Annotated in this window: 4 protein-coding genes; all 4 read left to right on the plus strand. The window is 49.5% G+C overall.

Going from position 1 to position 16,705, the window contains the following annotated elements:
* The first annotated feature begins 400 nt into the window (after positions 1-400).
* The 4 genes from RF679_RS02080 (at position 401) to RF679_RS02095 (ending at position 16,705) form a co-directional block, all read left to right on the plus strand.
* Positions 401-12,178 (plus strand): Ig-like domain-containing protein, encoded by an 11,778-nt coding sequence (locus RF679_RS02080; RefSeq protein ID WP_309482572.1) that lies wholly within the window; start codon positions 401-403, stop codon positions 12,176-12,178.
* 389 nt (positions 12,179-12,567) lie between these two features.
* Complete coding sequence (locus RF679_RS02085) at positions 12,568-13,182, plus strand: hypothetical protein (protein WP_309482573.1); 615 nt, start codon at positions 12,568-12,570, stop codon at positions 13,180-13,182.
* Positions 13,183-13,271: 89 nt separating this feature from the next.
* Positions 13,272-14,510: a glycosyltransferase family 4 protein gene (locus RF679_RS02090; RefSeq protein ID WP_309482574.1), complete on the plus strand. Its 1,239-nt coding sequence runs from the start codon at positions 13,272-13,274 to the stop codon at positions 14,508-14,510.
* Positions 14,511-14,713: 203 nt separating this feature from the next.
* Complete coding sequence (locus RF679_RS02095; RefSeq protein WP_309482575.1) at positions 14,714-16,705, plus strand: type I secretion system permease/ATPase; 1,992 nt, start codon at positions 14,714-14,716, stop codon at positions 16,703-16,705.

A 16,705-nucleotide genomic window follows, 5' to 3' on the forward strand; every position in this document is an offset into this window, starting at 1 on the left:
CTTCGGTGGGAGGAGACCGCTAAAACGAAAACCCCCAACTCCCGCAAGGGAGTTGGGGGTTTTCTTTTGTATTTCATAAATGAACGTTACCGCTTAAAGCCGAGTGATATCCCTATATTGAATCAAGGGCTAGAGTTCATAAGAACAAATCTCGCTATTTCCATAGTGCACAGAATTCACTGTCATTAAACCATGTTCTAAAAAACATTCTTTGTTCGCAACTTATATTATAAAATTAATATCTATTAGACGATTTTTTGTTGTATTAGCGAGTAAAAAATGTCAGATGTGACGCATATCACATTGGCGATTTTCATTGTTCATTACCATACCGTCGGCAAATATCAGACGGCAGTCTGTCCAGTTATCATTTTTATAAAGTCTCTTTTAGGAGTTACACATGGCTGTTACATCACAAATGCGCACTCAAGTTGCCCAGTTGTACGTTTCGCTTTTTGGCCGCGCGCCAGAAGCAAGCGGACTGGGTTACTGGGTAGGGCAATTGAGCAACGGAGTCAGTCTCCAGCAAATTGCTCAAGACATGTTCAACGTAGCGCCGTCCCGTGCATACTATCCAAGCTTTTTGACGAACGAAGAGATCATTACTAAGTTCTACGTCAACGTATTGGGTCGTAACCCAGACGCAGGTGGTTTGGCATACTGGACAGGTCGTTTGAACACACTGAGCTCGACAGGTACAACGTTGCAAAAGGCGTTGGCGACAGGCTCCGTGATTCTCGAAATGATCACAGCGGTTGTTAATTACAACGGCACAGACGCAGCTGGTTTGCAATCCCAATCTTTGTTCAACAACAAAGTAGCGGTGGCATTGAAATTTGCGGTGGAAATGCAAGGCGAAAGCATCCCTGATGCATCGACCTTGATTCCATTGGTAACAGCAGGCGCGAACGGTCAAGACGCGGCGAACGCACAGATCGCTAAGTTGTTCAACAAAGCACCAACGATCACATCTGCAGCGACAGCGACGATTGCAGAAAACGCAGCGATCAGCACGCAGTTGTACAAAGTGGTTGGTGCTGATGCGGATAGTGGCGCGGTATTGACATATAGCTTGAAAGCAGTTGGCGATGCATCGATGTTGGATATCAATCCAACGACAGGTGTTGTGACCTTGAAAGCTTCTGCGAACTTTGAAGCGAAGTCCTCTTATAGTTTCACAGTGGTTGTAACAGACCAAGCGGGCGCGACAAGCGAAAAAGAAGTTGTTGCGACAGTGACGAACGTGAACGAAGCACCGGTAGCGACAGCAGCGACTGGATCTGGTTTCGAAAACACGACATTGACAGGTAGCGTAGCAGCGACAGACGTTGATGCAGGTGACGTTGTAACGTACACATTGGTAGCAGGTTCTGCGACCAATGGTACAGTGACATTGAACAGCACAACAGGCGCGTACACATTCACACCGAATGCGAACTACTTTGGTCCAGCGACATTCCAATTCATCGCAACAGACCGTGCTGGTTTGCAATCTGCAGCGACGACAGTCAGTTTGACAGTGATCGACGTAGCGAACTCGTTGACAGCGGGTCAAGACGTGGTGACGATGACAAATCCTGCAGCAGAAGCAGTGATTGGTACGAACCGCAACTTGAACGCAGGTGACGTGATCACAGGCGGCGCGAACGACAAAGTGACCTTGGGTCTCGACTCTGCAATGGGTGGTGCAGCGTTTGCTGGTTTCAATTTGAACATTGGTACATTCCAAGTTACAAATGACTCTGGTAACAACGCTGTGACATTTGATATGTCGAGCTCGACTGGTGTGAACACATTGGTCAGCACAAATAGCTCCAATGACGTACGTTTCAACTTCGCAAACACCGTAGCGGATACAGATGCTGATGGTTTCGACGAAGTGAACTTGCAAGTGTTGAACTTGACAGCTGGTGTGAACACCACATTGGATATTCGTAATTTGGACGCAGCAGGCAACGACGAGTTGAACTTGACTGTGACAAACAGCGAAGACAACACAACAGCAGCGGGTTCGATCAACGTTACAGCACAAGGTACAGGCGGTGTGGATCAAAACACAGCAGCTGGTATCGAGTTGGTGAACTTGTCGACAGCAGGCAGCGCATCTGACGTGCGTATCAATGACTTGAACACCCCAGGTGCGACAGTATTGAACGTCAGCACAGCGAAGACGTTGGTGATTGGTGATACCAATTTAAGCTTGACAGCCATCGAAAACGATTTGAGCGCATCGGTTGTGACAGTGAATGCAGCGGGCTCCACAGGCGATATCGCTTTGGGCACAAAAGCATCTTCTGCAGCAGCAACAATCACAGGCGGTTCTGGTAACGACACATTCGAAACATCTGACACATTCGGTGATTCCGTAGTGGCTGGTGCTGGTAACGATACAGTGCGTGCTGGTGGCGGTAACAACTTCGTTGACGGCGGCGAAGGCGATGACAACATTTCTGCTGGTGCAGGTAATGACTCGATCGCAGGCGGTGCTGGTAACAACACCATCGCAGCAGGCGACGGCATTAATGTCATCACAGCAGGCGACGGCAACAACAATGTGACTTCTGGTACTGGCGTTGATACGATTACTTTGGGTAACGGCGCGAACACAGTGGTTTCTGGTGCAGGCAATGATGCAATCGTTGCAGGCAACGGTGGTAACACTGTTGACGCTGGCGACGGCGACGACACAGTTGCAACAGGCTCTGGTAACGACACGATCAACACAGGCAACGGCAACAATGTTGTAACGTCTGGTGCTGGTAATGACACGATTACAGTGGGCACAGGTTTGGATACAGTCAATGCAGGCGCAGGTGATGACATCATCATCGCTGGTGCAAACTTTGACGCATCTGGTACAACAACACCAGCACCAAGCACAGTACAAGACTCCATCATCGGTGGTGACGGTGCTGACGAATTGCGTATCAATGCTGGTTCTGTAGACGCGAACTTCCGCAATGTATCGAGCATCGAAACATTGACATTGCAAACAGCAGGCAACACGACATTGCAAGGCAATAACGTTGTAGCGCCAGGCACAAGCTTCGCACAAGCAGCAGGTATCCGTACAATCAATGCGAAAAATGCAGGCAACGACAATGTTGACGCATCGACTTTCAGCGTTGATTTGACAGTGAACTTGACAGCAGGTACAGACAGCGTATTGACTGGTTCTGGTAGCGACACATTCAACGTCACAGGCTTGGATGATAGCGACATGTTGAATGCAGGCGCAGGTGTCGACGTATTGAACCTGGATGCTGACACAACATTGACAGCAGCGAACAAAGTTTCTGGTTTCGAAACCATCAACTTGGACACTGGCCGTAACAACACAGTTGTTGACGCTAACCAGTACAACATCGTTGTTGACAACGACAATGCACCAAATCCAAACGTCTTGAACGCAGGCGTATTGACAGTGAACGGTTCTGCATTGCAGGCTGCCGCTGACTTGAATACAGACGGCGACATGTTGGATGCAGGTGAAGCAGCAGAAACATTGGTATTCGATGGTTCTGGCGTTTCCACATTCGGCTTGAACGTGACTGGTGGTGCAGCAAACGACACCATCACAGGTGGTACATTGACATCGGTCATCGCTTCTGGCGCTGGTAACGATACAGTGAACACAGTGGGTGGTGCGAATACAGTAACAACGGGTGCTGGCAATGACGTAGTGAACTTCGGTGCAGCGACAGACAATGTCAACGCAGGCGAAGGTAACGACACATTGAACGTAGGCGCGAACTTGACAATCGCAGACACAATCGACGGTGGTGATGGTACAGATACAATCACAACTGGCACAGGTTATGGCGATACAGTGTTCACGAACGTATCGAACGTTGAAGTCTTGACGTTGACAGCGGGTGTGACATCGACTTTGGGCTTGAAAGCACAAGCAGCAGGTATCCGTACAATCAATGGTGTAGCTGGTACAGCAGACGTTGTTGACGCATCTGCGTACACAACAGGCAACTTGACGATCAACGGCAATGGCGGCAACGACACATTGAAGTCTGGTGCAGGTGCAGACACAATCAACGGCGGTTCTGGTGATGATTCTATCGAATCTGGCGCAGGTGCTGACTTGGTAGTGAGCGGTGCAGGTACAGACAACATCAAACTCGGTGCAGGCAATGACGTAGCACGTTTCAGCGGCAGCCAATTGGATGCAACAGACGTGATCGACGGCGGTGCAGACACAGACACAGTTGAATTGGCGAATGCAGCATTCGCACCAATCACAGCAAACGTGAACTTGACGAACGTGACGAACGTTGAAAACTTCAAGTTGACAGGTAGCGGTGATGATGGCGACGCGTTGACAAACGACGTTGATGCTAACTCTGTGACATTCTCTGGTGGTACAGCAGGTACGATCACAAGCGTGAACGTGAATGCAAGTGCATTGACAGACGCAAAAGACAGCTTCAAAGTGACTTTGGCAGCTGGTACAAATGCGAACTATCAGTTCAACATCACAGGTTCTTCTACAAGCGACACATTTGAAAAATTGAACGTTGGTGTGAACAACAACGTCAGTTTCAATGCAGGCGCAGGTAACGACAGCGTTGTGATTACTGGCGGCGATTTGGGTGCGAACATCACAGTATTGGGCGGTACAGGAGAAGACTCCTTGGTCCAAAACGGTGGCGTATTCATCGACGACGACATGCAAAACGTGTTTGGCGTAGAAGTATTGACGACAGTTGCAGGCGTAGGCAAACAAATCAATGCGGTGTTGGGCGCACAAGTTGATGCGAACATGGGCTTGCAAAAAATCGTTGGTGGCGCGAACAATGATCGCGTGATCCTCGACGCAGCTTTCGGTGCTGTCACAACAGCATTGAACGTGAACTTGGCAGCTGGCGGTAACGACACGATCAATGCAGGCGCAACAAACGTTGCAGTGACATTCGTTGCAGGCGCATCGAACATCACAGCAGGTGATGCATTGACAGGCGGTATGACTGCAAACGATGTATTTACATTGACAGCAGACAACGGCACAGCAGACTTGACGACAACAACAGGCGTAGAAACCTTCAATGTTGTTCAAAGCGATGACAACAACATTGGTTTGGTGATCAATGACAACACGTTCGCAGGCGTTGCTTCTAACACGTTGACAATCAATGCAACAGCATTGGATGGTACAAACAATGCGACAGCAGCGATCGGTGGTTTGACATTGAACGCAGGTAGCGTCACGAAGGCGTTGGTAGTCAATGCAGGCGAAGGTAATGACAACATTACGACTGGTTCTGGCGCGGACATCATCAACTTGGGTTCTGGTGACGACACAGTGAACGCTGGTAGCGGTGACAACACGATCACTAATCACAGCGGTAACAAAACGATCACAACACTTGGCGGCGCTGATTCCATCACTTTGGGTGACGGCAATCACAACGTTAATTCTGGTGCTGGTAACGACACGATCACAACGGGTAACGGCAACAGTATGGTGGACGCTGGTACTGGTAACGACACGATCACAGTCGGTAACGGTAACAACGTGATCGTCGCTGGTGACGGTAACGACGTGGTTGTAACAGGCACAGGCAACAACAATGTAGACGGCGGCGCAGGTGCTGACCGTATCACATTGGGTGGCAGCGCAACATCGTCCAACACAGTGACAGGTGGTGCAGGTGCAGATACGATCGTTGGTAGCGCAGGTGCAGATACCTTCCGTTACATCCAATTGTCTGACTCTGACGGTACTTTGGTTCCATCCGCGAATAAAGACGTGATCGTTGGTTTCGATACAGTGAAAGACAAAGTAGCGATCGAAGCAGCGATGTTTGGTAACAACAGCACATTGTTGAACTTTGCAGGTAATGCAGCGAACTTCGCGGACGCACAAGGTGCGATCCAGTTGGGCGCAAACAACGGCAAAGCAGACTACGTGTACCAAGCAGATACAGGTCGTTTGTGGGTTGACTTGAATGATGACGGCGTATTGAACGGTGCTGACTTGCAGATTAACTTCCGCAATGCAGACGGTTCTATCCCAAGTTCTATGACATTCGCTGCAGGCAACGTGATCACACAAGACACGATCGCTCCAACAGCGCCAACATTGAGCTTGTTAGCTGCTTCTGACAGCAACATCAACAATGATCGCGTGACGAACTTGTCCCCAGTGACAGTACGTGTGACTTTGAACAGCACAACACCAGGTACAGCAGCGATTGCTGGTGACCGTGTGACATTGAGCAATGGTCAAGTCGCGACATTGACAGCAGGCGATATCACAGCGGGTTACAAAGACTTCTCTGTTAATTTGACAGCAAACGCAGTCAACACATTGACAGCAGTGGTTTCTAACGACCCAGCAGCGCCAATCCAAGGTCCAGCAAGTGCAGCTTCTGCAGCATTGGTCATCACACATGACAACACTGCACCAACAGCAGTCGTGGTTGACACAACAGGCGCGTTGATCTCGACAGATGCACGTCCAGTACAAACGTACAGCGTGACATTCAGCGAGCCAGTCACAGGCTTCTCGTTGGCTGATTTGAACGTGGTTGGTGGTACAGCAGGTAACTTGGTACAAACTGGTGCGACAACGTACACATTCGATATCACAGTGAACGATAACTCGAACACAACGGTATCCGTGAACGTATTGGCTAGTGCAGTGATCGACTTGGCAGGCAACAACTCCACAGTATCGAACTCTGTAGCGCACGCTGTTGATACAACGAACCCAACAGTCGTGATTACAGACGGTGTAGCTGGTACAGCCAACATTGCGACAGGCGCGATTACTTACACCTTCACATTCAGTGAAGCAGTGTCTGGTTTCGACGCATCTGACGTAGTGGTGACAAACGGTACAAAAGGTTTGTTCACAGGCGCGCCAGGTTCGACAGTCTACACATTGGTGGTAACGCCAACAGCAGGCTTCGAAGGCAACATGACTGTAGCAGTTGCAGCGAATGCAGCGATCGATGCAAACGGTAATAACAGTGTTGCAGCGACAGACAATGTTCAAGCAGTTGACACATTGCGTCCAACAATCACCATCGCGACACCAATCGCAGGTGATGGCTTGATCAATGCAGCAGAAGACAACACAGTGACAATCGCTGGTTCTGCAACTGGTGCAACTGGTCAAACAATCTCTATCACAGTCAGTGATGGTGTGAACCCAGCGGTGACAGGTACAGCGACAGTATTGGCGAATGGCACATGGTCTAGTTCAACAATGGATGTTTCTGGTTTGAACAACGGCACATTGACATTCACAGCGAACGTCTCTGACGCAGCGGGTAATGCAGCATCTCCAGCAGGTACAGCGACAGCGACATTGGATAACGTAGCACCATCTGCAACGATTTCCGATAACAAGCCAGGTACATTGTGGGATGGTGATAACACAGTGACATACACAATCAACTTCAACGAAGCTGTAACTGGTTTCGCGCAAGGTGATTTGGTAGTTACAGGTGGCACAATCACAGGCTTCACACAAGTGACAGCAAGCCAATACACAGTGACAGTTCAAGCGGATGACAACTCTGTAGCGAACATCGCTTTGAGTTTCGCTGCTGGTGCTGCTAACGACTTGGCTGGCAATGCAAGCATTGCTGCTGCAGCGGCTGCACAACCAGTGGATACAGTGAACCCAACGTATGTATCGTTTGTTGATGATCAACCAGCGTACGCAAACGTAGCTGATGGCGTTGTGACTTACACAGTAGTGTTCAGCGAAGCAGTGACCAACTTTGCATTGTCTGATTTGACAGTGACAGGTGGTACAGCTTCTAACTTGGTCAACACAGTAGGTAACACATGGACGTTTGACGTTTCTGCAGCAGCAGGTTCGACAACACCAATCAGCGTGTCTATCGCTGCAGGTGCATTGACAGACATGGTTGGCAACCTCACATTGACTGCAGGTACACCAGCAGGTAACCCACAATTGGTTGATCGCGTTGCTCCAACAGTCGTGATCAATGACTTTGACGGTGCTGATGGCTACTTGAACGCAACAGAAGACAATGCACTGGTGATCAGTGGTACAGCGTCTGACGTTGGTAGCGGTGTGGTTGGTCAAACAATCACAGTAACAGTGACAGACGGCGTAACGCCAGTCGTTGGTACAGCAACAGTGGGTGCAGGTGGTGTATGGAGCTACAACTTCGGTAACCAATCTGCGACATGGGCGAACGATGCTGCATTGACAGTCACAGCGACAGTGAATGACGTTGCTGGTAACGCAAGCACAGCGGCAACTGGTACAACAACATCGATCAACGACAAGTTGGTAACACCATTCACAGCGGATGACGTTGCTGGTAACAACCAGATCAACTTGGCTGAGAAAAACACTGGTGTAACAGTAACAGGCACAGTAGAAGCAGGTTCTACAGTGTACGTTGATGTTGGCGGTGTAACACGTCAAGCATTGGTGACAGGTACAAGCTACAGCTACTCTTTGACACCAGCTGATTACTTCAACTTGGGCCAAGGCACATCGACGTTCACAATTACTGCAACAGACGTTGCTGGTAATACAGCGTCGACAACGAAGTCTGTCACAGTCGATACAGTTGTTCCAACAACTCCATCGATCACAAACTTCAGTACTGATACAGGCGTTGTAGGTGACAACATCACTACAGACGAAACATTGGTATTGACAGGTTTCGCTGAGCCAAACAGCACAGTGACTTTGTACAATGCGATGCAAGCATTGGGCACAGTGACAGCGGATGGCGCAGGTGCATGGACATTCACAACAGCAACGGATGTGACATTCGCAGCAGCGTTCAAACCAACAACAACGAACTTGGCTGATGGTCAGTACTTGTTCAGTGTTACAGCGACAGATGCAGTGGGTAACGTGAGTGCTCCATCTGCGACACAGCAAGTGTTGGTGGACACAGGTATTGCCGCTCCAACAATCACTGGTTTCACAGTGAATACTGGCGCGACCAATGAAACTGGTGTAGACGCAGCGAATGCAATCGTCACAAAAGACAACACATTGTTGATCACTGGTGCAGCAGGTTCTGCAGAAGGCGGCGCAACAGTGTACGTGTACAGTGTATCTGCAGGCCCAACATACACATTGATGGGTCAAACAGTAGCAGATGCGACAGGTGCTTACACCTTCGCAACAGGCTTGTTGGCAGACGGTACATACCAATTCGCAGCATCACAACGCGACTTGGCAAACAATGACTCCGTGACAGTATTGGGTGCAGCGGGTTACTCTGCGACGAAGTTCGTCACAGTGGACACAGCAGCTCCAGTCGCTCCAACATGGAACGTTGCTGCAGTAACGAGTGCAGACAATGGTGATAGCGCATCTGACGAAATCACGAACGATGCAACGATCACATTGAACGGTACAGTGACAGCAGACGCGACAAGCGATCAGACAGTCAATATCTACTCTGACGCAGGCTTGACAACATTGGTAGGTACAGTGGTTGTTCCAGCAGGCTCTACAGCGTACACATTGAGTGTTCCAGGTTCCTTGGCAGAAGGTAGCTACACATACTATGCAACATCGACAGATGCAGCAGCAAACACAAGCGTGTCTTCTGCAGCATTGCCAGTGGTGATCGATTTGACACCACCGACAATCGGTTTGACATTGGGTGCAGATACCGACAACACATCCACAGCGACTGCATTCGGTTCAGCTGATAACATCACTTCACAAGGTAACTTCACAATTGCAGCGGCTGATGCACTCAGTGGCTTGTCGGCAACTCAAGCCATTGCTATGGTGGTTACCGGACCAGTTAGCTTCGTAGGCGGACCTTACTTTGCATCTGTTGCCGCGGCTCAAGCTGCACTCGACGCGTTTATGGATGCACGTGAGGCTGCGCATGATGATGGAGTTTATACTGTGCTGATTGGTTCGACAGACGTTGCGGGTACTCACTCCACAGCATGGCCGTTGACAGCTGCAATCACTTTGGACACAACAGCACCAACAACACCAACGATCGCGTTGACAACTGATAGTGGTACAAACAACAGTGACTTGATCTCCAACAGCGTTGCGATCAGTGTGACTGCAGGTGGTGTCGATACAAATGCGACACAAACTCAGTACTCGATCAACGGTGGTGGTACATGGTTGGATGCGACACAATATGCAGCAGCGACAACCGCTGACGGCGCATACAGTGTGACTGCACGTGTGGTTGATGCAGCAGGTAATGTGTCTGTGACATCCAATGTATTGAACGTAGTGAAAGACAATACTGCGCCAACATTGACCGTTGGTTTGGTATCTGACTCTGGTTCAAGCGCATTGGATCTGTACACAAACAATGCTGACTTGACAGCCTTGGTTGCAGGTGCAGATGCATCGACAACTTACGGCATCACTGTGACTTCTGGTCCAACAGCCTTCACGGCCGTAGGTCAACCATCGATGGCAGCAGCGTTGGCAGCGTTCAATGCAGCGGTGTTGGCTGATGGCACTTACACAGTGACAGTCACTGCAGAAGACGGCGCAGGTAACATTGGCTCCACACCAATCACCTTCACTTTGGATACAGTGGCGAACGCACCGAGTGTTTCTTTGACGACGGATACTGGTAATGCGCCGGATGGCATTACTAACACCTTCGCGCTGACGGTCGGCTCAGAGGCGAGTGCCACAGTTGAGTACAATTTTGATGCAGGTGGCTGGAATACTTACGCGACGTATCTGACTGCAGTTGGCGCAGCTGCACAAGGTGCTCATAGTGTTGCGGTACGTCAGACAGACTTGGCAGGTAACGTGTCTGGTACGACGACCGTCGGCTTCACAAAAGATACGATCGCTCCAACTGCGACAATTTCCGCTACTTTGGCTGGTGATAATGTGGTGGATGCCGTAGAGGCAAGTAGCTTTACTTTAACGGGCACAACGTTTGAAGCGAATACTTGGTCTCGTATGGACTACTCCATCACCAGTAGTGGCGGCGGTACAGCAGTGACAGGTACTTTCTTCGCTATTAGTGGTGCGTATTCGCTGGGTGGCATTAATTTGTCTGGTTTGAACAATGGTACATTGACGATTCAAGTGACACCAACAGATTACTGGGCTGGTAACGTCGGTACCATGGTTCAGACGACAGCAGTGACACTGAACAAGAACTTGGTATCCTTGGTTGGAGCAACCTACAACAACGCCTTGAACACCTTGACATTGACATCTTCCGCAGGCGGCTTCGGTGCAGCAGGTTTGGATGGTAACGGTGCAACAGCAGGCTATGCTGGTACCGTCACTAGCCAAATCGACTTCAGCAAGTTGTACTGGGATCATAACAATGGCGGTACGAACCTTGACTTCGCAGCCTTGGTTTCTGGTGGTACAGCTGCGACATTGGATGCAGCCGGTACAACCTTGACGATCCAGTTGGATGCCAACGCCGCTGACGCGATCGAGCAAAACGCCCAGTTCTTGGACGGCACTGCAGATCGAATCGGTATCTACCCTGACTTCGTCATCGGTGGCGTGGCTGGCGCAGCGACTGAGTTTGGTGGTGCGACAGGTATTCGCTACGCATTCCAAGGCGGCTTGGCTGGTGAGGAAATCCGTGGTGATGCCGGTAACGACACTATCAACGGCGGTAATGGCGCTGATACGATCACTGGCGGCGCAGGCACAGACTCTATTATTGGTGGTAATGGTGCAGACACGATCAACTTGGGTGGTGACGGATCGATTGATCGCGTGGTGTACTCTGTTGTCGGCAACGTTGTCGAAGGTGTCGCTGCAGTGGGGGCGAGCACAGGCTATGACACAATCACTGGCTTAGAAACTTTGAGTGATAGGATCGTTCTGAGCGGTATCACTTTGGGAGGAACACGCGACACGTCGAATTCCAATGGTGCGAATCTAACGGATAACGAGGCGATCCTCGCGACCGAAGGTTCTATCTACGTGATTAACTCGGCCGTAGCAGCAGGTGGTACTCTTGTTGCGGATATCCTGGCAGCATTGGATTCTGCATTCGATCTGAGCGCTATTGCAGCTGGTCAAAGAGTAGCCTTTGCGGTTCAATCCGACGTATCCAATACTATGTGGACGGGTGTCTACGCCGGTAACGGAACGGACGGAACTACTGGTTCGATTCAGATTGTTGCATTGGTCGGGCAATCTTCCAGTGGTTACATTGACTACGACAACTGGTTGGTTTTGTAATGTAAGGCCATACCCTTCACTTTGGTGAGGGGGCGTGAGATATAAAAAACCCTAGCGTCCGAGAGGAAGCTGGGGTTTTTTATGAACATGGTTAATGTAAAGCAAATAAGAAGTCAGTATCCAAAGACCCCGCCTACCAACTCCCTTCGCAGTCGATCAAAGTTGAGCTTTCATGTCGACGAAAGCATTTCTCCTAGGGGAGTGCGACTCTATGTAACGAGAGCTAACAACATCAAAAATTTTTTATTGTGTATAGCAACTTTAAAGTACGAATTGTGAGCAGCGATGTGTTCTCGCCAATTAAATCGTATAGTGATAAAGTTCGGTCGAGATGCGGATTGCCATTTTCAATGGCAAAGTCTCTGAAAAATTCCTAATTGCCACCATCAATGAACATCAAATATTTGAGTTTTCTTTTGCTATTTGCACTAGCTGCTTGCGGCGGCTCCACCACCGCACCACCCAATGTCGAACCGAACCCGAGTTTGCCGAGTGGTGTTGGGGCTGGTTGGAAAATGGCATGGGGTGATGGTCAAAAATCGACACGCGTGGTTGATCCTGTGACCTTGAAGGTGATCTCAGAGACGACATGGAATGTGTCGGCGGTGTTCCAAGCATTGTTGGCGGAACAGGTGACGAATTCGATTGTGATCGATGAAGGCCCGAATAAAGGGCAGGTGACCAATCTGCGTTGGAAGGGAACGGATATTCCCTACGATAATCGCTACCACCCTTTAACGCGAGCCATTTGCAAAGTCAGCAGCGGTGGTTGGGCTGGCTTTGGTTCTACGGGTTCTTATGCGGTGTACCAAGATGAGAGCGGTATTGGTCGTATTTATGAGGGGCATGCCATTTACCAGATCGGTATGAATGTGGTTTCTCAAAGCACGGTCCCCAGTGTCAATGCGCCTGCGCTCTGTGGCAGCAACCCAGTTTGGTATACTGTGTACTATGATAGAGCCAATGTGGGCCCCGGTACTATCGTTCAATATAATGGCCAATGAGTTTTGAGGTGCAGGATTTTCGCATGCCGCGCTGTCTCAACTTGAAATTATGATCTTAGCGCTTAGCGTTGGAAGAAGAGTACGCTTCAATGAAAATCCTGTTTATTCACCAAAATTTCCCTGGTCAATTTAAACATCTCGTTCCCGCATTGATGGCGATGGGGCACGATGTCTCTGCGACCATCATGTCGCCCAAGCCAGTCAAATCGCCTTTGCCTGGACTGAAAATTTTTGGTTACTACCCCAAACGTTTCTCGACGCCGAATATTCATCCATGGTTGGTCGATATGGAGGCCAAAACGATTCGGGCTGAAGCGATTTTTCATCTCATGATGCAGATGAAAGCGCATGGATACACGCCCGACCTCGTGATTGCACATCCTGGTTGGGGTGAGAGTTTGTTTGTCAAAACAGTTTGGCCACAGACAAAGCTGGCGATCTACTGCGAATTCTTTTATCGCGCTGAAGGTCAGGATATGGGTTTTGATCCAGAGTTCCCGCGTAGCTCGATCGACGATGAATGTCGCCTCACGTTTAAGAACAATAATAATTATCTCCACTTCGATCTCGCAGACGCTGGCCTTTCTCCAACACACTGGCAAAAGAGCACCTTCCCCGAGCCCTTCGCTCACAAAATTAGTGTGATTCACGATGGGATTGATACCAATGTTCTTTGTCCGAATCCACAGGCAAGTTTCGCTCTTGATGATGGTCGACGTTTCAGTCGCGACGACGAAGTCATCACCTTCGTCAATCGCAATCTTGAACCGTATCGCGGCTACCATATTTTCATGCGCGCATTGCCGAAGATTTTGAGTGAACGCCCCAACGCACAAGTCATTATGGTGGGGGGCGATGATGTGAGTTATGGTGCTCGGCCGAAGGAAAGCCGAAGCTGGAAGCAAATTTACTTAGACGAGTTGACACCGCAACTCAGCGCTGAACAACTGGCGCGCATTCATTTTGTTGGTAAGATCGATTACCCACGTTTTATTAGCCTACTGCAGGTATCTCGCTTGCATGTGTATTTGACTTATCCCTTTGTTTTATCGTGGAGTTTGCTGGAGGCGATGAGTATTGAATGCACCATCCTCGCGAGCGACACACAACCTTTGCATGAGGCGATCATCGATAATCAAACGGGCGTATTGGTTGACTTTTTCGATGTCGAAGCACTGGCCAACAAGACCATAGAATTACTGAACGATCCAGAAACTCGCACACGACTCGGAAAAGCGGCGCGGGAGTTTGCGATTAAACACTACGATTTGAAGACCCAATGTCTGCCGCAACAATTAGCATGGGTGCAGAACATTGTTGGAAATTAATTAAAATGAAATTCTTTGGGCAAATCGAGACTCACCTATCTTGTTACAAATAATTTGTGATATCCGTCACAAAATTTGTGCTATTCTTCTGAAATGTGATTTACATCACATTTTATTGCGAGGTTTGCCCCCATAATCGCAGCCCAGTTCAGTTGGGACTTGAACTTCAAGTTTCACTCTAGCCGCTATCCATTGGAAAAATTATGTTAAATAAAATGCAGCTTCCAAAGAACGAAATTACGGAAGTTTTGTCGTCTTTCAAGAGCGCGTTTCGAACGCTCGCGATCTTCAGTGCCATTATCAATATGCTGATGTTGGTGCCGTCTCTGTATATGTTGCAGGTTTATGATCGTGTCTTGCAAAGCCGAAATGAGCTGACCCTGTTGATGTTGACCTTGCTGATGCTTGGCGCTTATTTATTGATGAATGCGTTGGAGTTCATTCGTAGTTTTGCTCTGATACGTGTCAGTGCCAAACTCGATATGCAACTGAATAAACGCGTATATACAGCTGCATTCGAACAAAATTTGAAGAAGGCTGGTGGCAATGCGGGACAGGCCTTAAGCGATTTGACGCAGATTCGTCAGTTCTTAACTGGCAACGGCTTGTTCGCGTTTTTTGATGCGCCATGGTTCCCTATCTACTTGGCCGTGATTTTTATGTTCGACTTCTGGTTGGGTGTATTCGCTTTGGTCGGTGTGATTGTGATGGCCGCTTTGGCTTATGCCAATGAAGTTGTGACGCGCAAGCCTTTGGCGGAGGCAAACGGTATGTCCGTTGTCGCCGGCACGATGGCAACCAACAACTTGCGTAACGCCGAGGTCATTGAAGCCATGGGTATGTTGCCAAACTTGATGACCCGCTGGTTCACTTTGCATTCGAAATTTTTGTCCTTGCAAGCAGAGGCAAGTGAAAAAGCCGGCATCATCTCCGCGGCGAGTAAGTTTGTACGTATCTCTATGCAATCTCTGGTGTTGGGTTTGGGTGCTCTGCTCGTGATTGAAGGCAAAATGAGCCCCGGCATGATGATTGCTGGTTCTATTTTGTTAGGTAAAGCGACAGGTCCGATCGATCAAATTATCGGTGTCTCCAAGCAGTGGAGTGGCGTTGTTACAGCGTACAAGCGTTTGGTTGAATTGCTCAATAATAATCCGGCCCGTATCGAAAATATGGAGTTGCCAAAACCCGCTGGTGCCTTGGCTGTTGAAGCAGTTACTGCAGCGCCACCAGGGGCCAAGGTCGCCGTCATCAAAGGCTTGAGCTTTGCGATTCAACCAGGTGATGTGCTCGGCATCATTGGACCATCGGGTTCGGGTAAATCCACATTGGCACGTCTATTAGTAGGCGTATGGCCAGCAGCAGTCGGCAAGGTACGTCTTGATAATGCTGACATCTACCATTGGAATAAAGATCAGCTTGGCCCTCACATTGGTTATTTGCCGCAGGATATCGAACTGTTTGCTGGTAGCGTGGCAGAGAACATCGCGCGCTTCGGTGAAGTCGATTCTGAGAAAGTCATTCAAGCGGCGAAACGTGCTGGCGTGCATGACATGATCTTGCACTTCCCAGAAGGCTACGATACTCGTCTTGGCGATGGTGGTGGCGGTTTGTCTGGTGGCCAAAAACAGCGCATAGGCTTGGCACGTGCTATGTATGATGATCCGTCTCTGTTGGTGTTGGATGAACCGAATTCCAACCTCGATGATGTTGGTGAGCAGGCCTTGTTGGCGGCTGTGAATGATCTGCGCCAACGTGGCAAGACGATCGTTTTGATTACACATCGCCCAACCACACTGAGTGCGACGACGAAGTTGTTATTGTTACGTGATGGTGCCGCACAAGCTTTTGGACCGACCAATGAAGTTCTGGCGGCTCTGCAACAGGCTCAAGCTCAAGCTCAGGCGCAAATGCAAGCTCAGTTGCAAGGAAGAGCGCCAGGGCAGGCTCCTGCGCCAGCAAACGCACCAGCCCCGGGACAATCTCCTGCCGCAGCTCAAGCGCAAGTCCAGGCGCAAGTCCAAGCCCAAATGCGCGCAGCACAGATGGCTCAAGCGCAGATGGCTGCTCAGGCTGCTGTCAACGCGCCAGGCAATGTAGCACCGAATGCATCTGCGCCCACCGCAACTGCAGAGGCTCCAGCAGCCCCAGCCGCAGGGACAGAGTCGAACAACTCAGCACAAGCTGGGAAGGAATAA

This window comes from Undibacterium cyanobacteriorum, assembly GCF_031326225.1.
Lineage (GTDB): Bacteria > Pseudomonadota > Gammaproteobacteria > Burkholderiales > Burkholderiaceae_D > Undibacterium > Undibacterium cyanobacteriorum.

Excerpts from the sequence above, each read along its gene's own strand:
- RF679_RS02080 (WP_309482572.1), top strand. The coding sequence starts at position 401 with ATGGCTGTTACATCACAAATGCGCACTCAAGTTGCCCAGTTGTACGTT.
- RF679_RS02085 (WP_309482573.1), top strand. The coding sequence starts at position 12,568 with ATGAACATCAAATATTTGAGTTTTCTTTTGCTATTTGCACTAGCTGCT.
- RF679_RS02090 (WP_309482574.1), top strand. The coding sequence starts at position 13,272 with ATGAAAATCCTGTTTATTCACCAAAATTTCCCTGGTCAATTTAAACAT.
- RF679_RS02095 (WP_309482575.1), top strand. The coding sequence starts at position 14,714 with ATGTTAAATAAAATGCAGCTTCCAAAGAACGAAATTACGGAAGTTTTG.